Below are 22,367 nucleotides of genomic sequence, written 5' to 3' on the forward strand. Positions count from 1 at the left end.
CGGGGTCACACCTATGTGGTCTTTTTACATCAACTTCCGGCGGCGTGTCACGCGAATATCCAGATCCGTGATCTTCTTGCGCAAAGTATTGCGGTTTATTCCGAGAAGGTCGGCGCATTTTGCCTGATTCCCGCCGGTTGCCTCCAGCGCAATTTCGATCAGCGGGGCCTCGACTTCCCGGATGATGCGCCCGTGCAGACCCGGCGGCGGCAGCATCGCCCCATGCAGGTCGAAGTAGCGACGCAGGTGACGCGCCACGGATTCACCCAGCTTGTCGCTGTCACCGCCGCGCAGGACCGGACCGGTCTCGGGCTGGTTGCCCAACACTGCCTCGACTTCGGCCCGGGTGATCTCCTCGGACCGCGATGTCAGCGACAGGCGCCGCACGGCATTCTCGAGCTGGCGCACGTTGCCGGGCCAGGAATAGACCCTGAACAGATCCGCCGCACCTTCGGACAGCCAGCGCTTCGACGCGCCTTCACGTTCCGCACGTCCGAGGAAGTGGTCGGTCAGGAGCGAGATGTCCTCCACCCGTTCCCGAAGCGAAGGCACCGCGATGGCCGCGCCGTCCAGCCGGTAGAACAGATCCTGACGCACCTTGCCGCCCTCGATCAGCGATTGCGGATCCATCTGGCTGGAGGCAAGGAAGCGCGGGACGTGATCGCCCGGCACATCCATCATGCGCACGATCCGGGCCTGGATCTCGTCCGGGACATCCGCGATCTCGTCGATCAGCAGCGTCCCACCCTTCACACGCGCCAGCACACGCGCCGGACCGTCGAGGTCCTGCAGGTCGCCCGCCGTCACCGTGACGAACGGCAGCGTGCGCCGGTCGGAGAAGTCATGCAGGGCCTTGGCAATCAGGGACTTTCCCGTGCCGCTTTCGCCGGTGATCAACACGGAAAGATCGGTGTTCATCACCCTCGCAACAAGACGGTAAAGCGCCTGCATCGCGGGGGTCTTGCCCACCAGTGGCAGCTCATCGGGCTCATCGGCACCCACCACCGTTTCTTCCCGCCGGGGCGCACGGTTGCGGTTTTCTAGCGCCTTGGCCGTGCGCTTCATCAGGTCCGGCAGGTCGAAGGGTTTCGGCAGATAATCGTAGGCCTCCGCCTCGGCAGCCTGGATCGCCGTCATGATCGTGTTCTGCGCCGATATGACAATCACAGGAAGGCCGGGCCGGTCCTCGGAGATTTTCGGAAGCATTTCCAACCCGTTTCCGTCGGGCATCATGACGTCGGAGATCACGACATCCCCCTTGCCCTCGCCGACCCACCGCATGAGCGTGGTCAGAGAAGAGGTTGCGTGCACCTTGCATCCCGCGCGCGTGAGCGCCTGGGTCAGCACGGTGCGGATCGTGCGGTCGTCGTCAGCGACAAGAACGGTGCCGTCCATCACTTGGTCTCCTTCTTCGCCCGGGGGGCCCGGGGCAGCGAAATGCGAAAGACCGTCCGGCCGGGGACCGAGTCCACCGAGATCCAGCCGTCGTGGTCCGATATGATCTTCGACACCAGCGCGAGGCCCAGCCCCGTACCGTTCTCCTTGCCCGAAACGAAGGGATCGAAGATGTCGCCCTTGATCGCCTCCGGCAGACCGGGACCGTCGTCGATGATCTCGATCTGCAAGGGCAGCGTCTGGCCGGAGCCATCGGCGCGCCGCAGGCGGAAACTGTGTTCGTAGTAGGTGTGCAGCGTGATGTGGCCGCCATTGATCGGATCGGCCGCTTCCGAGGCGTTCTTCACCAGGTTCAGCACCACCTGCAGCAGCTGGTCCGGATCGCCCCAGGCCATGGGCAGCGAGGGGTCGTATTCCTCGTGGATACGCATGTGCGCGCCGAACCCCAGAAGCGCCGAACGCCGCGCACGATCCAGCACGTCGTGGATGTTCACCTCCCGCCGGTCAGGTGCGGAAAGGTTGCCGAACTGTTCGACCTGCTCCAGAAGCTTCACGATCCGCCGTGTCTCGGCGACGATTAGATCCGTGAATTCAAGATCTTCCTTGGGCAAGTTCATGCTGAGGAGCTGCGCGGCCCCGGTGATCCCGGCCAGCGGGTTCTTGATCTCGTGGGCCAGCATCTCGGCCATGCCGATCGCGGATTTCGCCGCGGATTTCACCGAATGGCTCTGCGTCATGCGACCGGCGAGTTCGCGCGGCGAGATCAGCATGACCATCCAGCCTTCTCGCCCCTGAAGCGGCGCGATCTGCAGGTTGCACACAAGCGGAGGGCGGCTTCCGGTGCCGACGTCCACGTCGTTCACGAAGAGCGCGGTGCCGTTTTCCCGGGCGCGGATGAGGCTCTCTTCGAGAGGCGCATCTATGGCGAGCCGGTCCCAGATCGGCTGGCCCTGCAGCCACTTGGCCGAATTGTTCAGGAACCCCTCCGCCGCCGGGTTCAGGTCGCCGATCCTTTCGTTCGGGTCGATCAGCACCGCCGGGACCGGCAGAGAGGACCAGATCATCATATCGCGGTCATCCATCATCACGCCGCGTCCTTGTCTTGTGGTACTATGGCCTCGCGCAGATGGGAGAGGACGCGCGCCGGATCGCGTTCCGTCAGGACCGTCTTGCGCAGTGCCGCCGGGGTGCCCGCGCGATCCATGTACCAACCCAGATGCTTCCGGGCGACGCGGTTGCCCAGCGTCGGCCCGTAAAAATCCAGCATGGCCTCGTAGTGTTCGGCCACGAGATCGGCAAGCTCCGTGCCTTCCGGTATCTCCGGCGCTGGGGCGCCGTGCAACTTCGACGCGATCTCGGCCAGCATCCATGGGGCGCCCTGCGCACCTCGGCCAACCATGACCCCGTCGGCGCCCGAAAGGTCGAGCGCCCGGCGCGCCGTATCCGCGTCCGTGATATCGCCGTTCGCGACGACCGGGATCGAGACCGCATCCTTCACGGGACGGATCGCCGCCCAGTCTGCGCGCCCCTTGTAGAACTGGCAGCGGGTCCGGCCATGGATCACGATCATCCGCACACCCGCCCCCTCGGCCCGCCTTGCAAGCTCCGGCGCGTTCAGATCCGTGTCGTCCCAGCCCAGCCGGGTCTTCAGCGTCACCGGCAAATCGACCGCGGCAACCACCGCCTCGATCAACCTCAGGGCATGGTCGGGCACCCGCATGAGCGCCGATCCCGACCAGCCGCCCGTCACTTTCTTGGCCGGGCATCCCATGTTGATGTCGATCACCCTTGCGCCCATGTCGGCGACCATCCGGGCAGCTTCGGCCATCGGTTCTGGTTCGCGTCCGGCGATCTGCACGGACGTGTTTTCGACCTGAGCGCCCAGTTCCGCCTTTTCGCGAGTTCCGGGTCTCGCCGTCAGGAACTCGCCCGACGCGATCATCTCCGAAACCACGAGTCCGGCACCGTACCGGGACACCAATGTCCGGAACGGAAGGTCCGTGATTCCCGCCAGCGGTGCGAGCAGCACCGGCGGCTGAATTTGTCGTTTTCCGATGGAAAGCACCAAATGCCTAGTCCTTGTGCGACGTACGCGAGTAAAGCACATCTCCGGTCGGAGTTAGCCTCTGTATTGTATTCCTTCAATGTTTCCGACGCCCTTTCGACGGAGCTTGCCGGAAGTTGCCTAAAAAAACGGCACTCAGACCGGACGATTGCAACCGCCCCGGCCCCTCCTTATGACAAGGAAGACAAAGGATTTCAGACGTATGCGCACAGCAATCCTCATCGTTGCAGCCGGTCGCGGGACTCGTGCCGGTGGCACGCTGCCGAAGCAGTGGCAAGACGTCGCCGGACGTCCGGTGGCGCGCTGGACGCTTGAGGCCATGGCGGGATTCGGCGACCTGATCATGGTCATCCACCCCGACGACCAGGCCCGGGCCCGGGCGCTTTGCACCGGGCTGAACGTCAGGCTGGTCCATGGCGGTGCGGACCGCTCAGTCTCTGTCAGGAATGGACTTGAGGCGCTGGAAGGCGACGGTTTCGACGCCGTGCTGATCCATGACGTCGCGCGCCCCTGCGTCCCTCCCGAAACCGTGCAAGCCGTTCTGGACGCGCTGATTACCGCACCGGCCGCGGCGCCAGCGCTCGCCGTGACCGATGCACTGTGGATAGCCGCTGGTGGCCACGTCAGCGGCACCCGGGACCGCGATGGCCTGTTCCGCGCGCAGACCCCCCAAGGCTTCCATTTCGACACCATCCTCGCCGCGCATCGCGCCTTCGCTGGCGTGGCCGCGGACGATGTAGAGGTGGCCCGCGCCTACGGGATCGACGTGCGCGTCACACCGGGTTCCGAACGCAACATCAAGATCACCACGCCAGAGGATTTCTCTCGCGCAAGCAACATGTTAAGAGGCACCATGGATGTACGCACCGGCAATGGATACGATGTTCACGCATTTGAGGATGGTGACCACGTCATCCTCTGCGGTGTGCGCATCCCGCACAACCGAAAGCTGAAGGGGCATTCCGACGCCGATGTGGGCATGCACGCTGTGACCGACGCGCTCTACGGGGCGCTGGCAGAGGGCGACATAGGCCGCCACTTCCCGCCCAGCGATCCGCAGTGGAAAGGCGCCGCATCCGAGATATTTCTGGAACATGCGGTCGAACTGGCGCGGACACGCGGCTTCCGGATCGGCAACGTGGACTTGACCCTGATCTGCGAGCGTCCAAAGATCGGTCCGCATACCTCTGAAATGACAAAGGAAATGGCACGCATCATGAACCTTGACCCCGGCCGGATCTCGATCAAGGCGACAACGTCCGAACGCCTTGGGTTTACTGGGCGCGAAGAAGGTATCGCCGCTATCGCCACGGCAACGCTGGTGTCGTCATGAAGTGGCTGGCTTCCGTCGGCGGCATCGGGTTCCTGCGCCCCGCCTCCGGCACCTGGGGCTCGCTCGCGGCGCTGCCCATGGCCTACGCCATCCACCTGGTCGGCGGCTTCTGGCTCTTGCTGGCGCTTGGCGTGGTGGTGTTTTTCGCTGGCCTGAAAGCGACAGAGGCGCTGACCCGCACGGGCGACCACGATCCGTCGTGGATCGTCATCGACGAGGTCGTTGGCCAGTGGATCGCGATCATGCCGGTCAGCTTCGGCGCTGGGATGATGGGCATCGACGTCTGGCGGTTGTGGCCCGGCTGGGTCGCTGGCTTCGTGCTATTCCGGCTGTTCGACATTTGGAAACCCTGGCTGGTGGGCCGTGCCGACCGGCGCGGCGACGCGCTTGGGGTCATGCTCGATGACGTGATCGCAGGGGTCTTCGCTGCGCTGGTGTCTGTCTTTCTGGCCGCACTCTACCATGGAACGATGCTGTGAACCTCGCATCTGAAATACTTGAGCAGGCAAAAGCGTCCGGGAGGACCGTGACCGCCGCGGAAAGTTGCACGGGCGGGAAGGTGGCTGCGGCGATCACCGATGTGCCGGGTTCTTCCGCGATCTTCGAACGCGGATTCGTCACGTATTCCAACCTCGCCAAGCAGGAGATGCTGGGCGTGCGTGCCGAAAGCCTAGACGCATATGGCGCGGTGTCCGAGGAAGTCGCGCGCGAGATGGCCGAGGGCGCACGCCGTGCTGCGCGCGCCGATGTTGCCGTAGCCATTAGCGGCATCGCCGGTCCTGGCGGGTCCGAGTTCAAGCCGGAAGGCCGGGTCTGTTACGCCCTCGCCGACGCCTCCGGCACCAGATCGGAGACAGTTGAACATGGCGCTTTGGGGCGGGACAAGGTCCGTACAGCGGCAACCGAACATGCGCTGGCGATGCTTCTGGCGGCGCTGTCCTGACCGCCGGAATGCGTGATGCAGGCTTACTAACCGTTTACTCCGGAGCATTTTTTGCCGGATGTGGCCCAGATCGAAAAGCGCGTTCCGTGAAGGTGATCTTGTGCTATTCGGGAAAACCCACGGTGGACCGGGGCCACCGCAACGTGCGTGCACTGCAACGGAGCGGAGCCGCTTGACGAAGGCAAACCTGAAACGGCACCGACGGCTGGCTTGCGGCGTTTGAAGCACGATAACCGGCACTGCGTGGACGTTTTCTACAACACAGCGACAAACGAAGGCAGATCGTCGTCGTCGATGGCTTGCCAGATGGCATTTGCCACATCGCCCCCGACCAATGCAGCCACCTTGCCGGCGATCCGTGCCTTGCGGCTTTCGGCTGACAAGGGCGCATACAGATCGTGGTGCGCTTCGAAGACACCATCGGCGGTCTCGATACGGACAAGAGCTTCAGTTTCGACCAGGGATTCATCGGCGCGCACCTCGACCTTATCCCGCAATGCGATGAGATCAGCATCGTGGCAGAGAGCGTCTGTGTAGGTGTCCAGCCGTGCAGTGTCGTGCCCCAGGAGCGCAGCGGCGACAATAGCCCTATAGGAGAACTTCAATTGCAATCCGGTCTTCGGTTCCGGAAGGTTGCAGACGGTCAGCCAGCGCGGGTGCGTGAAGATCTGTATCGCTTCGATTTCGGAAAGGTGCGGGACCGGCAAACTGGCCAGGGCTTCCAGAGTGGCGTGCAGCCCGTGGCAGCATGCGTGGAATTTGTGGCTGATCGAAAGCATCCAGGGCGCCGCCTGTTGGTTCACAGTGCCGTCGCAGTGGTGCGTTGCGAGGAAACCGTTCACGCCGTCAAGGGCCTGTGGCGCTGAGGTGAGGCCTGCTTTGGCCAGCAGGGCGGCCTCCACCCCGTTGGCTGCGGCCATCCCTGCGTTGAAAGGTTTGCCCATCGTGCCGAACTGCGCCTTCAGGCCGGACGCCCGGGTTGTGACAAGCGACAGCGCGTGCCCGGTGCTCTCGGACGAGAGACCGAGCAGGCGCGTGGCGGCCACCGTCGCGCCGAAAGCGCCCGCCGTGGCAGTCTGGTGAAAACCGGCCTGGTAATGGGATCGGCCAAAAAGTACGCCAAACCGGATGGATGCTTCACAACCGACGAGCGCGGCGTCGATCACCTCGGACAGACGCGCGCCTTGCAGTTCCCCGACGGCGAGGGCGGCGGGCAACACGGCGACCGATGGATGGCCGATATGGGCAAAGTGGGTGTCGTCGTAGTCGAGCGCATGTGAGGCCGCGCCGTTCAACAGGGCCGCCCCGCGTGCAGGTGCCCTGCCCGATCCGAACAAGGTCGCCTGGCCCTGTCCGCACTCGCTCTCGATCAACGCGCGGACGCTTCGGGCCACAGGCTCGTCGCGCCCGGCGATGCCGCAAGCGACCCAATCCGCAGTGGACAGCCGCATGATCTCGCGCGCGTCAGGATGATCCAACGCGGCGATGGCAGCGTTCAGGATCTGATCGGTTGTGGACATGGCTCCTCCCGGCACGTCGATGTGCAGAGGGAAACATCCTCCGAGCAGGAAGCCAAGGGCTTCCGGTCAGGCGTCCATCAACAGACGTGCCGGTTCCGCGGCGGACGTCGTCTCGTTTGCATCGCGGTATTTGTCCGCCGCTTCGCGGGCCGGATCGGTGTCCACTGCGCCGCCGGCGATGCTGCGGGAAACTTCGTCCTTTCCGCGCAGGTCCTCGCGCGTATCGAGGCGTGCAAGCGTGGTCTGATCCGTGCCGCGCGGGACCGCGCTTTCGCGCACGGCTTCGGCATCGGCGGATTCTGTTTCGGCGGCCTTGCTTGCGGCGTCCTCCGCCTTCTGTTCGGCCTGCAATTCGATGGTGACCTCCGCAAGGCGCGCGGCCTGCGACGTGGACACCGGCGGAGGAGTGGCAGGCACAGGTTGGACGGCGGAGGGCCGGACCGTCGCGCCAGTTGCGACGGGCGCGCCCGCCCCTTGCGGCGCAGTGCCGAAGGACGTGCCGCCCGGAGCTGTCCGGCTTTGCGAGGCGGGGGTGCCATCGACCTCCGACACCGGGCGTGGCGCAACAGAGGCCCCAGGCGCGAAGGCCGATATGGAAAACATTGAGGGCATTTCGTTCGTCCCTTCTTAGTCTCTAAGAACTACTCCAAAGGGATGACCTGAAAATCGGGCCAAAAGGCGGCAATCCCGCCCGGATCGGCCCGGATTCGCCCGCACTGGTTAACCGCCGGTTCACACGGGCAGAAGATTTGCCCGTCAGCCGTAAAGCTCTGCCGCCCGGCGCTCGAACGCGCGAACGATCCGCTGCATCGCCTCGTAGAAGAACATGCCGGCCGCGCCCTGCAGGATGCGGTTGCGGAATTCGAAGTCCACGAAGAATGAAACCTCACAGCCGCCATCGACATCAGTGAAACCCCATTTGGATTTCATGTGGTGAAACGGGCCGTCGAGGTATTCCGTGTCGATCCGCATGTCATCCGGCCAAAGCGTCACACGCGATCCGAACCGTTCGCGGAACACCTTGAAAGAAATCACGAGGTCCGCCAGCATCACCTCGTGGTCGCCCTCCTTTTCGTGCGACCGAATCCGGGCCGCCGCCGTCCAGGGCAGGAACTTCGGGTAATTGGCCACGTCAGCGACCAGATCGTACATCTGCTGGGCGGTGTACGGGAGTTTGCGGGTCTCGGAATGGGTTGGCATGAGTCTCCGTCAGGGTCGCTCGTATCAGGTGACACTGGCGATGGATGTCGTATGCTGCGCACAGGAAATCAAGGGGTTGTGATGTCAGAGCGTCCTTATGTCGTAGACGAGATGATCTCGGCCAAGGCCATTGCCGCACGGATCGAGGCGCTCGCGCAGGAAATAACGCGCGCCTTTGGCGACACCGAAAAACTGGTTGTCGTCGGCCTTTTGCGCGGCAGTTTCGTGTTCATCGCCGATCTCGTGCGAGAACTGCGCCTGCCCGTGGAGGTCGATTTCCTGGAGGCGTCCTCTTACGGCGACGCCACGGAATCGAGCCGCGAAGTGCGGATCCTGAAGGATCTCAGGTCGGGGATCGAAGGGCGCGATGTGCTGGTGGTGGAGGACATCGTCGACACCGGTCACACGCTCCATCATGTCATGCACCTACTGCGCGGCCGCAATCCGGCGCGGCTGAAGACCATCGCTCTGCTGGACAAGCCCGCCCGCCGCGAGGTCGACTTCAAAGCCGACTGGATCGGGTTCGAGATTCCGGACGAATTCGTGGTCGGCTACGGAATCGATTATGCGCAACGCAACCGCAACCTTCCTTTTATCGGCAAAGTCCGGTTTGCCGGCGAAGCGTCAGGGACCGCCTGACTGAATCGTGAAAGCCGCACGATCCGACCTCCATCGAAAGACAGTGCCGCCGCCTGCGCGGAAGCGCACCACGCCCCTGCTCTTACGCACACGCAGAATTTGTTTGTCACCACCCGCAGCACCATTAAGCTGTCCGCATTGAAACAGGGAGATACCCAATGAAGAAAACCATTACCGTATTCGCAGCGCTGGCCGTTTGCGCCACAGCCGCAACCGCGCAGGATCTGCCGCAGCCCGTCAAGGCACGGCAGGGGCAGTTCAACATCCTCGCATTGAACCTCGGCGTGCTGGGCGGAATGGCAAAAGGCGCGGTCCCCTACGACGCCGAGGCCGCACAGGCCGCAGCGGACAACATTGTCGCCATCACCAGTCTGAACCAGGCGGCGATGTGGCCGGAGGGCACCGATAGCATGTCCATCGACGGCACCCGTGCCCAGCCTGTCATCTGGGAAAAAATGGACGACTTCCATTCCAAGTGGGAAGATCTGGGCGCGGCAGCGACCGAGATGGCATCTGCCGCGGGCACCGGCCAACAGGCGCTTGGCCCGATGCTCGGCAAGGTCGGCGGCGCCTGCAAGGCGTGCCACGACACGTACCGCGCGCCGGAATAAATGCGCCGTCTTCTGAAAGTTCTGGTCCCGATCGCGGTCATCGCGGTCGGAATCGGTTTGTGGCTGACCGCGCCGACGCGGGTCGATGCCGCACGATTCGAGGCGCTCACCGGCGATGCCGCACGTGGTGAAACGGTTTTCACCGCAGCCGGCTGCGCATCCTGTCACCACGCCCCCGACAGTGAAGACAAGCTGGTGCTGGCGGGCGGACAGGCTTTCCCGTCGGACTTCGGCACGTTCTACGCGCCCAACATCTCGCCGTCGGAGGAGGGAATCGGCGGCTGGTCCATCGTCGATCTCGCAAATGCCGTGACTCAGGGCGTGTCACCGGAGGGAGAGCACCTGTACCCGGCCTTCCCTTACACCTCCTACACCAAGATGGAGGATCAGGACGTAGCGGACCTTCACGCGTACATCATGTCGCTTGAGCCATCCGACGCCGCGTCCAAGCCGCACGACGTCGGCTTTCCGTTCAATATCCGGCGGTCGCTTGGCGGATGGAAACTGCTGTTCTTCACAGACGACTACGTGATGCCCGCCGGCGACAATGAACGTGGCCGCTATCTGGTCGAGACCCTTGCCCATTGCGGCGAATGTCATACGCCGCGCAATGCGCTTGGCGGTCTGGACAAGGGGCGCTGGCTGGCCGGTGCACCCAACCCCTCGGGTCAGGGCACGATACCGGCACTGACCCCCGACAAGCTGACGTGGTCTGCAACCGACGTGGCCTATTACCTCGAAACCGGGTTCACTCCGGACTTCGACAGCGTCGGTGGGCACATGGCCGAGGTGGTCGACAACTTCTCGAAGCTTCCAGCAGAGGATCGCGCTGCCGTGGCCGCCTACGTCAAGGCGCTTCCCGCGCCCTGATTTTGGGCGGCGCGTTCAGAACGCGTAAAGGCGCGGCGCCAATTCCAGGCCGCGCCTTTTCAATTTGCCTCGCATTGTCGTACGGTACCTGCAAATTGAAAGATACATTCATGCCTCATGTCTGCATTATAGGTGCCGGACCAACTGGTCTGACCGCGGCTGTCGAACTCTTGCGCAGGGGCGCAACGGTCACCCTGATCGAGAAACGCGCCGCCTCGTCCAACTTTTCCCGCGCCGTCGGCATTTCGCGTGCCTCCATGGAGATCCTCGCGCCGTCCGGGGTATCGGACGCCCTGAAGGCCGAGGCCATCCGCCTTGACGGCGTGATCTTCCACTCGGACAGCCGTCCGCTGGCGCGGCTGAGCATACCCGAAGGTGACCGGGGGCAAGTCTGGGCTCTGGCACAGGACCGGACGGAGCATCACCTGACCGAGGCGTTCCACAGGCTTGGCGGCACGATGCACATGGATCGCCCCTGCACCGGCCTGTCTCAGGATGCGAAAAGTGTGAAGGTCGCCACACCCAACGGCCCGATCGAAGCCGATTTCGCCATCGCGGCCGACGGTGTGCGCAGCACGGTGCGCAACACTCTGGGTCTGGAGTATCATGGCCACGACCTGCCGGGGGAATGGTCTATCGCCGATGTAAACGCACGCGACTGGCCCGATCCGGCAATGCTGCATGGCTACATGCTGTCGGGCGGCAACGTCGCCGTGGTCGTCCCGATGGAGAAGGCGCGCTTTCGGGTGATCGCTTCCCTTCCCGACGCGCTGAAGGCACTTCCGGTGCACATGGACGTGACAAAGGTGCACCGCGCCGGACGCTTCACGATATCCATACGCCAAACGGAAGACTATCGCGCGGGGCGGGTGCTGCTGGCCGGGGATGCGGCCCACTGCCATTCGCCGGTCGGCGGGCGTGGCATGAACCTCGGCATTGCCGACGCCGCAGAGGCCGCCCAACGCATCGTCGAGAATGATCTGGACGAGTACGGCGAAAGCCGCCACCTCGTGGGCAAACATGTGATCGAGCAATCCGAGAAGCGCCGCAGGATGTTGCAGGCGACCTCTCCGCTTACACGGAGCGCAGTAGAAACCGTTCTAAGGATGGCCGGAGCCTTTGAGCCTCTGGGCAGACGCCTGGTCCGCGGGCTGGTGGCCGACTGAGCATGTGCCCAGTCAGGCCCTGGCGTCAGGCCCGGCCAAGCTTCTCCTGACGGGCATCGCGCAGCCGGGCGAAATCGTCGCCCGCATGATACGACGACCGCGTCAGCGGCGTGGCAGACACCATAAGGAAGCCCTTGCCGAACGCCGCCTTTTCATAAGCCGCGAATTCCGACGGTTCGACGAAACGGTCCACCCGGTGGTGCTTTGGCGTCGGTTGCAGATATTGACCGATGGTCAGGAAATCCACATCGGCGGCGCGCATGTCGTCCATGACTTGCCGCACGGCCTGTGCCTCTTCGCCCAGACCGACCATGATGCCGGACTTCGTGAAGACGCCCGGGTCGAGTTCCTTCACCCGTTGCAACAGGCGCAGGGAGTGGAAGTAGCGCGCGCCCGGGCGGACTTCGGGGTAAAGCCCCGGCACGGTTTCGAGGTTGTGGTTGAAGACGTCGGGCTTCGCGGCGACCACGATCTCCAGCGCTTCCGGCCCGCACTTCAGGAAGTCCGGTGTCAGGATCTCGATCGTGGTGCCGGGTGAGCGATGCCGCACCGCTCGGATCGTCTGCGCAAAATGCTCTGCCCCGCCATCTTCCAGATCGTCCCGGTCGACGGAGGTGATGACCACGTGGTTCAGACCCAGCTTCTGGACGGCATCCGCCACGCGCCCCGGTTCAAACACATCGAGCACATCGGGGCGCCCGGTCGCCACGTTGCAGAAGGTACAACCGCGGGTACAGATCTCACCCATGATCATCATGGTGGCATGCCCGAGGTTCCAGCACTCGCCCGCATTTGGGCAGCCGGCCTCTTCGCAGACCGTCACCAGCTTATGCTCGCGCATGATCCGCTTGGTTTCGTTGTATCCCTGCCCGCCCGGTGCCTTGACGCGAATCCAGGACGGTTTCTTCGGCTGGGCATTGTCGGCCCGGTGTGCCTTTTCGGGATGACGTTCCCCGGGGATCTTCAGATCGCGCATGTCACTGACCTTTTGCAACAACGGCTTTCATCTCTCCTACGCCTGATTGGCCAGCGAATCCACCCCGTTGCCATGCATGCCGGGCAAAGCGCATGGGCGTCATCGCAAAGGCCGGTGATAAGCCCTGCCATCGAAAACAGAGTATCAAACAATGCAACCAAGCGATGGAGCGGCGCATTGATCGTGAAGATCAGCAAGGAGAGGCTTCATGTCCAAACGTCAGACAACATCCGCGGGCGCCCCCGTCCCGACAAACGAAACCTCGCGGACTGCCGGGCCGCGCGGGCCGCTTCTGCTCGAAGACTACCAGCTGATCGAGAAACTGGCCCACCAGAACCGCGAGCGCATCCCCGAACGCGCCGTCCACGCCAAGGGATGGGGGCTTCAGGGCACGTTAACCGTGACGCACGACATCACTAAATACACCCGCGCGGCGTTGTTTTCGAAGGTCGGCAACACCTGCGACGTGCTCTCGCGCTGGTCCACCGTTGCGGGCGAATTGGGCGCGGCCGATGCCGAACGTGACGTGCGCGGCTTCTCGTTGAAGTTCTACACCGAGGAAGGCAACTGGGACATGGTGGGCAACAACACCCCCATTTTCTTTGTGCGCGACGCCTACAAGTTCCCGGACTTCATCCGCACCCAGAAACGGCACCCGAAGACCAACATGCGGTCGCCCGAGGCGATGTTCGACTTCTGGGCCGGACAACCGGAATCGGTGCATCAGGTGACGATCCTGATGTCCGACCGGGGCATCCCCAAGAACCCCGCGCATATGCACGGCTACGGCTCGCACACCTTCTCGATGTGGAACGACGCCGGAGAGCGGCACTGGGTAAAGTTCCACTTCCGCTGCCAGCAGCCCATCGAGAACTACACCAACGAGGAAGCCAAGAAGATCATCGGCGAGACACGCGAGAGCTTTCAGGAAGACCTCTGGAACATGGTATCAGAGGGCAAGTACCCGAAGTGGAAGCTGTTCATTCAGGTCATGAAGGAAGGCGAGGAGGACAAGTTCCCTTTCAATCCCTTCGACCTGACGAAGGTCTGGCCGCATGCCGACTACCCCCTGATCGAGGTCGGCGAGCTGGAAATGCACACCATCCCCGAGAACTACTTCCAGATGGTCGAAAACGCCGCCTATTCGCCGTCGAACGTGGTACCGGGCATAGGTTTCTCTCCCGACAAGATGCTGCAGGCCCGGATCTTTTCCTACGCAGACGCGCACCGCTACCGGCTCGGTACGCACTACGAAGCCCTGCCCGCCAACGCCCCCAAGGCGCCCGTGGCGCACTACCATAAGGACGGGGCGATGCGGTTTTTCCGGAACGACACCGGTAACTTCAACGCCTATTACGAGCCCAACCAGTACGAAGACGCACCGCGCCCCGATCCGTCGGTCATGGAGCCGCCGATGCGCATCGACGCCGAGGCCTATCGCCATCCTCAAGAAGTCACCGACGACGACTTCGTCCAGCCCCGCGCGCTCTACAAGGAGGTGCTGTCGGACGAGGGGCGGACACGCCTCCACCAGAACATGGCCGGCGCCATGGCGCCGTGCTCCGACAGCGTTAAGGAGCGTTGGTACGCGGTGCTGGAACGGGTGCACCCCGACTACGCCAAAGGTGTCAGGGACGCAGCGGAAAGCGCACCCGCCCTGCCCGTCACGCCGGATACACCGATCAAGGCAGCGGAGTAGCGCGTCACTTGTGCTGAAACAGGATCGGCCCCGGCGCTGCGTCGCGGGGGCCGTTTCGTGCAGAAAACACCGGTTTTCGTGCGGGAACAGTCAGGCGATCAGATCGCCCCCACCCTTGCCGCGTTCTTCGTAGTGGCGGCGCAGACGTTGCAGGGCGATGCGCAGAACAATCTTCCCCGAGCGTGCCGACCAGCCCAATTGCTTCTCCGCTTTCTCCAGACCTTCCAGGTAACAGCAGCACCGCAGCGCGACGTCGCCCAACCCGGGGCCGAGATCTCGCAGCGCTGCCTGAAGCCTCGCCTGCGCGTCGGTCGCACTTGCGCCTGCGTTTCCGGCACGGGTCGAAACGCCGGCGGTCAGGAAATGGTCCCAGTTCTGCGTCGTGCGCTGCCCCATCTGCGCAAGCTCGAAGTCTTCGCGCAGACGCTCTCCGGCGGCTATCAGGACATCGGTCAGAAAAGGTGTGCCGTCCTTGTCCCGTCGCCGTCCAAGGGTCGTCAGCGGGCTTTCGGCCAGGGCGAAATGCCCCTTGCGCAGCCTGGGGTCGCGTTCGACTTCCTCTAGCGCGGCATTTGCCGCACGGCCCGTGTCGAACCCGGCCTGCGCTTCGGCAAAGCCGCGCACCCGGTTCTCCTGTTCCGCGACCAATCGGTTGAGCGCGACACGGCCCATTGAGGTGATCCGGTACTTCGAGATACGCGCCGGGGCGTCGCACGTGATCCACTCCCGAAGAGCCATGGCCTGGGCGATGGCGACTTCGACGACGGCGGTGCGGGCACTGCCTCCGCTTCCGGTGTCGCGCACCACCACGGCCTTTTCCATCTCGGCCGCCACGGCCAGCACGGCGCCTGGTTCGCACAGGCGGCGCAAAACCCGCCGCGCCTCACGCGCAAGCGTCGTCTCGTCCGGCGGAACCGGAGTGTTGATGGCAGCAGTCATCGGTTCATCGTCCTTTCTGGTCAATGTAGCCGGCGCCCCCGTGCCGGCTGGTCCCATGGTGCATAAGGCTGCGTCGATCAAAGGGTCGTCCCGCAGCGCCTCGATCTTGCGAATCTGGCGCAGGACGGTCGAGGCGTGGCATCCCGCCTCTCGCGCAAGTGCACGGATGGACTGCCCCCCCTCTACATGCGCCAGATACATGAGCACCCGTTCGGGCATCCAGACGGGCACTGTGCCCGCGGCGTTGCAGGGCGGCGCTTCGATCATGCGTGACCTATGCGGCGGGACAGGTTGTACACAGATTTATCCCCAATTCGAACAGTCGCAACCTTGGCGTGTGCTGGTTACTCTTTCGTTAACAGGCACATCCGGGGCGATCTTTCCTAACAATAGATAATCATGGGTAAATCGCTCGTGCGGGACCGTTCGGTGCCACGCAACACCCTTCATGGGTGTGCTTCTGTTTCTCCACCGACGAAGCGATTTCGGTTTCCAGTAGGAGGTTGGACTGATGAAGGACGTGTTGGGAATTCTGAACGATTTGCGCCGCCCGCGCCTGTTGATCCGCGCCGCCCGCATAGGCGCGCAGGAGTACCGCAGATCCCCCCATTTGCGACGGGTTCTTGGGGACGCGGTCCTGCCCCGTTCAGGCGTCGCATTGATGCGCCTGTTGGAGATCGAGGCCGAACTGGACGAAAGGCGTCGAAGCGGCGATGCCACCTATAGTGTGAGCCGCCATGTCGAGGTGCTGACCGCTATGATGGGAGAAGCTTGCGTCTTGCGTGCCGCCACCGACCTCGCGACAGCCGCTCGTCAATCGCCGGCAAGCTGAAGACGGCCCGCAGAACACTTGTTCGCGGGCCGCTATATCTCAGGTGAAGCTGTCGGTCATGGACGCCTTCTTGCGGGCGACATAATCGTTCAGTTGCTCTTCGACGGCCAAGTCCATCGCCGGCTTCTGGTAGGCGTCCAGCAGCTTCCGCATCCGGACCTGCGCCAACGCCACGGTGTCGCGCGCACCATCTTCCGACCAGGTCTCATATGGTTTGTAATCAAGCACTTCCGAGCGCCAGAAGGCCGATTTGAAGTTCGCTTGGGTATGCGCACAGCCCAGATAGTGACCGCCCGGACCCACCTCGCGGATGGCATCCATCGCCTGTGCGTTTTCGTCGATTTGGACACCCTTGGCCAGGTGGTGCAGCGTGCCGAGCTGATCGGCGTCCATCACGAATTTCTCGAACGAGGACACCAGACCGCCCTCCAGCCAGCCGCAGGCGTGGAGCATGAAGTTGACCCCGGACAACAGCCCCATGTTGAGCGAGTTCGCGGTCTCGTAGGCGGCCTGCGCGTCGGGCAGTTTCGAGCCACAGAACGACCCCGACGATCGGTAGGGTAGGCCCAACCGCCGCGCAAGCTGACCGGCGCCGTAAGTGATATGCGCGGCTTCCGGCGTACCGAAGGTGGGTGCGCCCGAGTTCATGTCGATCGAGGTCACGAACGCGCCGAAAATCACCGGCGCACCGGGCCGGATCAACTGGCTGTAAGCCACGCCCGCCAGCACCTCTGCCAGCACCTGAGTGAGGGTGCCGGCAACCGATACCGGCGCCATCGCACCGCCCACGATAAAGGGGGAAACGATGCACGCCTGACCGGCGGCTGCATAGGTTTCGAGCGCTCCCATCATCACGTCGTCGAAGGTCAGCGGCGAGTTGATGTTGACCAAAGACGTCAGCACGGTGTTCTCGGAAACAAACTGTTTCCCGAATAAAATCTCGCACATTTCGACGGAATCGGCGGCGCGCGACGGTTCCGTGACCGATCCCATGAAGGGTTTGTCCGACAGCGTCATGTGAGCCAGCAACATGTCCAGGTGCCGCTTGTTCACCGCGATGTCGGTCGGTTCGCAGACCGTGCCACCGGAGTGGTGCAGCCATTTCGACATCTGTCCCAGCTTCACGAACGTGCGGAAGTCCTCGATCGTGGCGTAGCGGCGGCCACCGTCGAGGTCACGCACGAAGGGTGGGCCGTAGACCGGGGCAAGCACCAGATTGCGCCCACCGATCTCCACGTTGCGTTCGGGGTTCCGCGCGTGCTGAGTAAACTGCGACGGCGCGGTGGCGCAAAGCGACCGTGCCAGCCCGCGCGGAAGGCGGACCCGTTCGCCCTGCACGTCGGCACCCGCCTCTTTCCAGCGCGCGAGAGCGCCGGGGTTGTTGACGAAGTTGACGCCGATCTCCTCAAGGACGGTTTCGGCGTTGTGCTCGATGATTTCCAGGGCCTCAGTGGTGAGGACCTCGAAGTTCGGGATGTTGCGTTCGATAAACTTCGCCGTCTCCACGGCGGTGGAGGTGCGCTCCGCCCGCCGTGCGGCCCCGCCGCCCGTACCGCGCGCACGTCTGCGTGCCGTCGCTTCTGCCATCGATCCATCCTCGCGTTTCTCGGGGCACGCCTTCCGCGCCCGTCCCGGTTTCCGCCTGCATAGCCGCTGAAGCACGCCGGGATTGGCGCGTTAGCGGCGCTTGACGCGAAAATACGACATACCAGACCATGCAGGCGACCCGCCGCCGTGACATGACCGACCGTTCGATTGCGGAATGTTCTATCCCACAGGCTTTAGCAGGGGATTAAGGTGTTCCGCCCTATCCAAGACAGGACAGCGCCGATACGGCGGCGAAAGGTATTCGGAACATCCTGGGATACAATCGGCATGCGCACGACACTCCGATCCCCCAAGCAAGGGGTATGGCATTACTTGCAGATCGCGCTGTGCCTTGTGGCGACGTTAGCCGCCCTGCCCGTCCTAGCGGAGGAGCCGCTGTGCCGGGGTTACGGCCCCCAAACCCCGCGCGACCTGACGAGCCACATCGGTATCAATTCGAGGGTCTTCAACTTTGCTCCGCCGCACGACACGATGAACCTGTGCAACATCCACACGCATACCAACGCGGAACATCGCGGGCCCGGTTTCCTCGTCTCCGCCGGACCCGGAGAGCATGGCGGCTGGAAATGCAACCAAAGCGAGCGTTTGTCTGGGGCGGAGCTTGAGGATCCCTTTCACGGCCATGGCGCCTATCACGGGGTGAAGCCCGGCGATACGATCGAGGTGCATTGGGTCCACTCGTCCTGCGACGTGGCACCTGGTCCCGGCCTGGGATCGTGTCTGTCCGATGCCTGCGCCAATCCGCAGTTGCGCGTGGAAACTCAGGTCTTTCTGGTGGTGAACGACCCGAACGCCTTGAACTTCCTCGACTATGTATACGGGGGCGAGGTCAATGGCCGTCATCGGGCAAAGGCGATCCCCAGCGGAACTGGCCGCCCAATAGAATTCCTGGGCTCGACCACCGGACCGAAGTACTCGCAAGCCGTCTGCTCACCTTTGCAGGTGACGTGGTCCGTCCGACCGAACTGCGCCCGACTGAATGTGTCGTCGCTTCACGAATGGGCCCGAGAGGGCAACGTCTTCGAGGAAGATCACAGCCACGGTGTCCGCCAGATCGTTACCGCGCCTGAGTTGCTGGCACCGATCAATTGAGGCCCGAAAACAGCAACACGATGTCTGCCCGACACCTCTGCACCGCTTCAATCGGCGGTGACCGCCACAAACAGCTCCAGCGCCACGGTCGCCACGAAACGTCCGCCCGCCGACAATCCGCCGGTTTTGCAGGTCACTTCAGCGGACCGGCCCAACATCGCGACCAACGTCGTTTCCGACACCTCTGTCGCGTCCGGCACACCGACGGTTACCCGCAAGACACCTCCCTTGGGCACTGAATGAACAACCGCCCGTCCCATCGCGTCCCGAAGCCCGGCCTCGGATGCATCCTGCGCCGTCTCGCCGGTCCCGAGCCCCATGCGAATGATCAGCCGTTCCATCATGTGTCCTTCCCGAAGGAAACGGTGATCGAGACCGCCGCCATGATCAGCGCTTCGCCGTCACCGGTCGGATGCGGCACGGAAAGTCCGCCTTCGACGACGTCGAAGTCCGGTGTGCCATAAGGAAAGACCGCGCGCAGGGCAGCGAGATCGACCCCCTCCGGCGCCGGCACACCGACTTTCACTGCCAGCCGCATCTCTGACCTGTTGCGTCCGAACACCTCCGCCGCGCGGATGGAATTGCGCCACAGCGCATCTCGCAAACCGCGCGCCGCAGCCTCCGTCTGGTCGCCGCGCCGCAACGACGTGCCCATCCCGTATTCCGTCAAAACCCGCATCACGCCTCCCGAGCGATATTGAAACTTTCGCAGCCCCTGCGTACAGGAGCGCATGACCCAAGCCCAGCATGACCGCCTCCTCATCATCGACTTCGGGTCCCAGGTGACGCAGCTCATCGCGCGCCGCCTGCGGGAGCTGAACGTCTATTGCGAAATCCACCCCTACCAGAACGTCACCGATGCGTTCCTGGCGGACTTCACGCCCAAAGCCGTCATCTTTTCAGGCGGCCCCGATTCGGTGACCCGAGATGGCTCTCCGCGTCCACCTAAAACCGTCTACGACCTGGGCGTGCCGATCCTCGGCATCTGTTACGGCCAGCAGGTGATGATGCAGGACCTCGGCGGCCGCGTCGAGGCTGGACAAAGCCACACTGCCGAATTCGGGCGCGCCTACGTCATGCCGACGGAGCGGACGACAGATTTTTTCAACGGTTGGTTCCTTGACGGGTCGGGCCGCGAACAGGTCTGGATGTCGCACGGCGACCACGTGGCAGAGCTGGCGCCGGGCTTCGAAGTGTACGGGACCTCGACCGGGGCGCCCTTCGCGATGACCGCAGACCTGGACCGCCGGTTCTATGCCGTACAGTTCCACCCCGAGGTTCACCATACCCCGAACGGCAAGACGCTGTACGAGAACTTCGTGAAGCTCGCGGGCTTTAATGGCGACTGGACCATGTCCGCCTACCGCGAGGAAATGATCGCCAAGATCCGCGAACAGGTCGGCGACAAGCAGGTGATCTGCGCCCTGTCCGGCGGTGTCGACAGCTCTGTCACCGGCATCCTGCTGCATGAGGCCATCGGGGACCAGTTGACCTGCGTTTTCGTGGATCACGGTCTGTTGCGACTGAATGAAGCCGAGCAGGTCGTTCAGATGTTCCGTGACAACTACAACCTGAACCTGATCCATGCCGACGAAAGCGACCTTTTTCTTGGTGCGCTCGAAGGCGTTTCAGATCCGGAAATCAAGCGTAAGACCATCGGCAAACTGTTCATCGATGTCTTCCAGAAGTACGCCGACCAGATCGAGGGGGCCGAGTTCCTCGCGCAGGGGACGCTTTATCCCGACGTGATCGAATCCGTTTCCTTCTCCGGCGGGCCGTCCGTCACGATCAAGTCGCACCATAATGTCGGCGGCCTGCCTGAGAAGATGGGTCTGAAACTGGTCGAGCCGCTGCGCGAACTCTTCAAGGACGAAGTCCGCGCGCTGGGTCATGAACTGGGTCTGCCCGCCTCCTTCATCGGACGCCACCCCTTCCCCGGCCCTGGTCTCGCGATCCGGTGTCCCGGTGAGATCACCCGAGACAAGCTCGAAATCCTGCGCAAGGCGGACGCCGTCTACATCGACCAGATCCGCAAGCACGGGCTTTATGACGAGATCTGGCAAGCCTTCGCCGCGATCCTGCCAATGCGCACCGTGGGCGTCATGGGCGACGGCAGGACCTACGATTATGCGTTGGCGCTGCGGGCCGTGACGTCAGTCGATGGCATGACGGCGGACTACTACCCTTTCAGTCACGACTTCCTTGGCGAGACTTCGACCCGGATCATCAACGAGGTGAAGGGCATCAACCGCGTGTTCTATGACACGACCTCGAAGCCGCCGGGCACAATCGAACTGGAGTGACCCCGGGGCGCGTTATCGTGCGCCAAATGCCGAAGTCACGCTTGAATGTGACATGAAACGCCGACACTCTTGCAGCAAACGCCGCTTCGGCGGCCTTTGCCAAAGATATTTCAATGACTCGTTTCGCTTTCCGGCTGTCCGTCCTGCTGTTCCCATTTGCACTCGCGGCCTGCCGAGTTGACGTGGATCACCTGCAATCGCTAATTCCCGCGGATTTCACAGTAACTGAAACGCTGTCGTCCGAATCCAAGCGCTTCAACTGCCAGCGCGCCACCTTCATCGCCAGTGCCCCGCCAGGCGCGACCGAAGACTGGACACGTCTGGGGCGCCTGTTCGACGCAAAGCTGTCCGCTTGCATCGAGCTTGAAGAACAGTTGCGCTGGAAACAGGCGATTGCCCGGCAGACCGCATGGTGGCGCGTGATCCAGGCACCGGAGCGTGCGCACATCTGGTACGACAGCGAAAGTGGCCGGCTGCAGGTGCTGACGCTGCAGCAGGACAGGTAACGCGTCGTGCGGACCGCGCTGCGCCTTGCCGTGGCTTATGTCGCGCTATGCGTTTTGCTGACGGCGATCTCTCAACTCGCCCTCCCTGCCTGCTCGACAATGACCACGCCGCGCGATGTCGCGATCGTTCTGGGCGGCGGTAGCGCACCCGACCGGCTGACGCCCGACACGACCATGAGGGTCGCTGCCGGCGTGGAGCTCTACAGAAATGGACGGGTGAACCGGCTCCACATGACCTGCGGCAACACGCATCCCGGCACACGACCCGGCAGGCTGATGGCCGAGGCTGCAATCCGCGCCGGTGTGCCCCCGACGGCCGTGACGTGGGAAGGTCAGTCCCTGTCGACTCTGCAGAATGCGCTGTTTTCCCGTCCCGATCTGCCCCGGGGCGAAACCCGCTTCGTCGTGACCGAGCCTTTCCATGGCCTCCGGGGCGCGGCCAGTCTGGCATGGGCCGGACGACCGGCAGCGGTCTGCACGACGTCAGAGACCAGTGGCACGCCAACCCGGAAGGCGAAGGTCCTGCTGCGCGAGGTGGCCGCCTGGGCGGTCAACATCCCGCGCGCGATTGCCTTCTCGATCGCATCCGCGCTTGGGCTCGGCGGGGTTTTTCCGGATATCCTGCTGGCCTGAGCCTGCCCAACGTTGTGATAAACCCTTCATAAAGATG

At 63.4% G+C, this 22,367-nt stretch carries 24 protein-coding genes; 13 read left to right on the forward strand and 11 right to left on the reverse strand.

Annotated features, from left to right (window positions below; all coding sequences use genetic code 11):
- Nucleotides 1-24: 24 nt before the first annotated feature.
- From ABFK29_RS12755 to dusB, 3 genes are read right to left on the reverse strand one after another with little or no spacing between them, the layout of a single operon-like run.
- Nucleotides 25-1,395: a response regulator gene (locus ABFK29_RS12755; RefSeq protein WP_005860905.1), complete on the reverse strand. Its 1,371-nt coding sequence runs from the start codon at nucleotides 1,393-1,395 to the stop codon at nucleotides 25-27.
- Nucleotides 1,395-2,480 carry a two-component system sensor histidine kinase NtrB gene (locus ABFK29_RS12760; RefSeq protein WP_005860907.1) on the reverse strand — a complete coding sequence of 362 codons (1,086 nt, stop codon included), beginning with the start codon at nucleotides 2,478-2,480 and terminating at the stop codon, nucleotides 1,395-1,397. Before ABFK29_RS12760 ends, ABFK29_RS12755 begins: the two co-directional genes overlap by 1 nt.
- On the reverse strand, nucleotides 2,480-3,463 hold the full coding sequence (dusB, locus tag ABFK29_RS12765; RefSeq protein WP_040604794.1) for a tRNA dihydrouridine synthase DusB: 984 nt from the start codon (nucleotides 3,461-3,463) through the stop codon (nucleotides 2,480-2,482). Before dusB ends, ABFK29_RS12760 begins: the two co-directional genes overlap by 1 nt.
- A 199-nt stretch (nucleotides 3,464-3,662) precedes the next feature.
- Here dusB and ABFK29_RS12770 point away from each other — a divergent pair, with 199 nt between their 5' ends.
- The 3 genes from ABFK29_RS12770 to ABFK29_RS12780 are packed head-to-tail and all read left to right on the forward strand — an operon-like array spanning nucleotide 3,663 to nucleotide 5,736.
- Complete coding sequence (locus ABFK29_RS12770) at nucleotides 3,663-4,793, forward strand: bifunctional 2-C-methyl-D-erythritol 4-phosphate cytidylyltransferase/2-C-methyl-D-erythritol 2,4-cyclodiphosphate synthase (RefSeq protein ID WP_005860911.1); 1,131 nt, start codon at nucleotides 3,663-3,665, stop codon at nucleotides 4,791-4,793.
- On the forward strand, nucleotides 4,790-5,272 hold the full coding sequence (locus ABFK29_RS12775; protein WP_005860913.1) for a phosphatidylglycerophosphatase A family protein: 483 nt from the start codon (nucleotides 4,790-4,792) through the stop codon (nucleotides 5,270-5,272). Before ABFK29_RS12770 ends, ABFK29_RS12775 begins: the two co-directional genes overlap by 4 nt.
- Before the next feature lie 47 nt (nucleotides 5,273-5,319).
- The gene (locus ABFK29_RS12780; RefSeq protein WP_005860916.1) at nucleotides 5,320-5,736 is read left to right on the forward strand and encodes a CinA family protein; all 417 of its coding nucleotides are present in this window, start codon (nucleotides 5,320-5,322) and stop codon (nucleotides 5,734-5,736) included.
- A gap of 254 nt (nucleotides 5,737-5,990) precedes the next feature.
- Here the strand turns inward: ABFK29_RS12780 and ABFK29_RS12785 are convergent, their stop codons facing one another.
- The 3 genes from ABFK29_RS12785 to ABFK29_RS12795 all read right to left on the reverse strand — a co-directional run bounded on the left by ABFK29_RS12785 (nucleotide 5,991) and on the right by ABFK29_RS12795 (nucleotide 8,456).
- A complete protein-coding gene (locus tag ABFK29_RS12785) occupies nucleotides 5,991-7,187 on the reverse strand; it encodes an MmgE/PrpD family protein (protein ID WP_232281582.1) in 1,197 nt (398 codons plus the stop codon).
- A gap of 135 nt (nucleotides 7,188-7,322) precedes the next feature.
- On the reverse strand, nucleotides 7,323-7,868 hold the full coding sequence (locus ABFK29_RS12790; RefSeq protein WP_157136543.1) for a hypothetical protein: 546 nt from the start codon (nucleotides 7,866-7,868) through the stop codon (nucleotides 7,323-7,325).
- A gap of 144 nt (nucleotides 7,869-8,012) precedes the next feature.
- Nucleotides 8,013-8,456 (reverse strand): type II toxin-antitoxin system RatA family toxin, encoded by a 444-nt coding sequence (locus ABFK29_RS12795; RefSeq protein WP_040604797.1) that lies wholly within the window; start codon nucleotides 8,454-8,456, stop codon nucleotides 8,013-8,015.
- An 81-nt stretch (nucleotides 8,457-8,537) separates the two neighbouring features.
- Here ABFK29_RS12795 and hpt point away from each other — a divergent pair, with 81 nt between their 5' ends.
- The 4 genes from hpt (at nucleotide 8,538) to ABFK29_RS12815 (ending at nucleotide 11,742) form a co-directional block, all read left to right on the forward strand.
- Complete coding sequence (hpt, locus tag ABFK29_RS12800) at nucleotides 8,538-9,095, forward strand: hypoxanthine phosphoribosyltransferase (RefSeq protein WP_040604798.1); 558 nt, start codon at nucleotides 8,538-8,540, stop codon at nucleotides 9,093-9,095.
- A gap of 158 nt (nucleotides 9,096-9,253) precedes the next feature.
- On the forward strand, nucleotides 9,254-9,706 hold the full coding sequence (locus ABFK29_RS12805; RefSeq protein ID WP_005860927.1) for a c-type cytochrome: 453 nt from the start codon (nucleotides 9,254-9,256) through the stop codon (nucleotides 9,704-9,706).
- Entirely contained in the window at nucleotides 9,707-10,576 is an 870-nt protein-coding gene (locus ABFK29_RS12810; protein ID WP_005860929.1) for a cytochrome c, read from the forward strand.
- Between the two features lie 110 nt (nucleotides 10,577-10,686).
- Nucleotides 10,687-11,742, forward strand: a complete 1,056-nt coding sequence (locus ABFK29_RS12815) for an FAD-dependent oxidoreductase (protein ID WP_083803478.1) — start codon at nucleotides 10,687-10,689, stop codon at nucleotides 11,740-11,742.
- A 25-nt stretch (nucleotides 11,743-11,767) separates the two neighbouring features.
- Here the strand turns inward: ABFK29_RS12815 and lipA are convergent, their stop codons facing one another.
- Complete coding sequence (gene lipA / locus ABFK29_RS12820; RefSeq protein WP_005860933.1) at nucleotides 11,768-12,718, reverse strand: lipoyl synthase; 951 nt, start codon at nucleotides 12,716-12,718, stop codon at nucleotides 11,768-11,770.
- 208 nt (nucleotides 12,719-12,926) lie between these two features.
- Between lipA and ABFK29_RS12825 the strand changes: the two genes are divergently transcribed.
- Nucleotides 12,927-14,417, forward strand: a complete 1,491-nt coding sequence (locus ABFK29_RS12825; protein ID WP_005860934.1) for a catalase — start codon at nucleotides 12,927-12,929, stop codon at nucleotides 14,415-14,417.
- Between the two features lie 90 nt (nucleotides 14,418-14,507).
- On the opposite strand, the gene ABFK29_RS12830 is transcribed toward ABFK29_RS12825, so the two are convergent.
- Nucleotides 14,508-15,623 (reverse strand): DUF6456 domain-containing protein, encoded by a 1,116-nt coding sequence (locus ABFK29_RS12830; RefSeq protein ID WP_005860936.1) that lies wholly within the window; start codon nucleotides 15,621-15,623, stop codon nucleotides 14,508-14,510.
- A gap of 244 nt (nucleotides 15,624-15,867) precedes the next feature.
- Between ABFK29_RS12830 and ABFK29_RS12835 the strand changes: the two genes are divergently transcribed.
- A complete protein-coding gene (locus ABFK29_RS12835) occupies nucleotides 15,868-16,188 on the forward strand; it encodes a DUF6477 family protein (RefSeq protein WP_005860938.1) in 321 nt (106 codons plus the stop codon).
- A 39-nt stretch (nucleotides 16,189-16,227) separates the two neighbouring features.
- Here ABFK29_RS12835 and ABFK29_RS12840 read toward each other — a convergent pair whose 3' ends face one another.
- Nucleotides 16,228-17,775: a trimethylamine methyltransferase family protein gene (locus tag ABFK29_RS12840; RefSeq protein WP_005860940.1), complete on the reverse strand. Its 1,548-nt coding sequence runs from the start codon at nucleotides 17,773-17,775 to the stop codon at nucleotides 16,228-16,230.
- Nucleotides 17,776-18,063: 288 nt separating this feature from the next.
- Here ABFK29_RS12840 and ABFK29_RS12845 point away from each other — a divergent pair, with 288 nt between their 5' ends.
- Nucleotides 18,064-18,888, forward strand: a complete 825-nt coding sequence (locus tag ABFK29_RS12845; protein ID WP_040604799.1) for a delta-class carbonic anhydrase — start codon at nucleotides 18,064-18,066, stop codon at nucleotides 18,886-18,888.
- Between the two features lie 47 nt (nucleotides 18,889-18,935).
- On the opposite strand, the gene ABFK29_RS12850 is transcribed toward ABFK29_RS12845, so the two are convergent.
- Together ABFK29_RS12850 and ABFK29_RS12855 are read right to left on the reverse strand one after the other, a co-directional pair.
- Nucleotides 18,936-19,232, reverse strand: coding sequence for a Lin0512 family protein (locus tag ABFK29_RS12850; RefSeq protein ID WP_005860944.1), 297 nt, complete (start codon nucleotides 19,230-19,232; stop codon nucleotides 18,936-18,938).
- Entirely contained in the window at nucleotides 19,229-19,567 is a 339-nt protein-coding gene (locus ABFK29_RS12855; RefSeq protein WP_005860947.1) for a Lin0512 family protein, read from the reverse strand. The genes ABFK29_RS12850 and ABFK29_RS12855 overlap by 4 nt, the downstream gene beginning before the upstream one ends.
- Nucleotides 19,568-19,619: 52 nt before the next feature.
- On the opposite strand from ABFK29_RS12855, the gene guaA reads away from it, so the two are divergent.
- From guaA to ABFK29_RS12870, 3 genes are all read left to right on the forward strand, one after another.
- Nucleotides 19,620-21,191, forward strand: coding sequence for a glutamine-hydrolyzing GMP synthase (gene guaA / locus ABFK29_RS12860; protein WP_005860949.1), 1,572 nt, complete (start codon nucleotides 19,620-19,622; stop codon nucleotides 21,189-21,191).
- A gap of 113 nt (nucleotides 21,192-21,304) precedes the next feature.
- Nucleotides 21,305-21,697 carry a hypothetical protein gene (locus tag ABFK29_RS12865; RefSeq protein WP_005860951.1) on the forward strand — a complete coding sequence of 131 codons (393 nt, stop codon included), beginning with the start codon at nucleotides 21,305-21,307 and terminating at the stop codon, nucleotides 21,695-21,697.
- A gap of 6 nt (nucleotides 21,698-21,703) precedes the next feature.
- Nucleotides 21,704-22,330, forward strand: coding sequence for a YdcF family protein (locus ABFK29_RS12870; protein WP_050772447.1), 627 nt, complete (start codon nucleotides 21,704-21,706; stop codon nucleotides 22,328-22,330).
- The last annotated feature ends 37 nt before the right edge of the window (nucleotides 22,331-22,367 follow it).

The sequence above is a fragment of the Sagittula stellata E-37 genome (assembly GCF_039724765.1).
In the GTDB taxonomy this organism is placed as follows: Bacteria; Pseudomonadota; Alphaproteobacteria; order Rhodobacterales; family Rhodobacteraceae; genus Sagittula; species Sagittula stellata.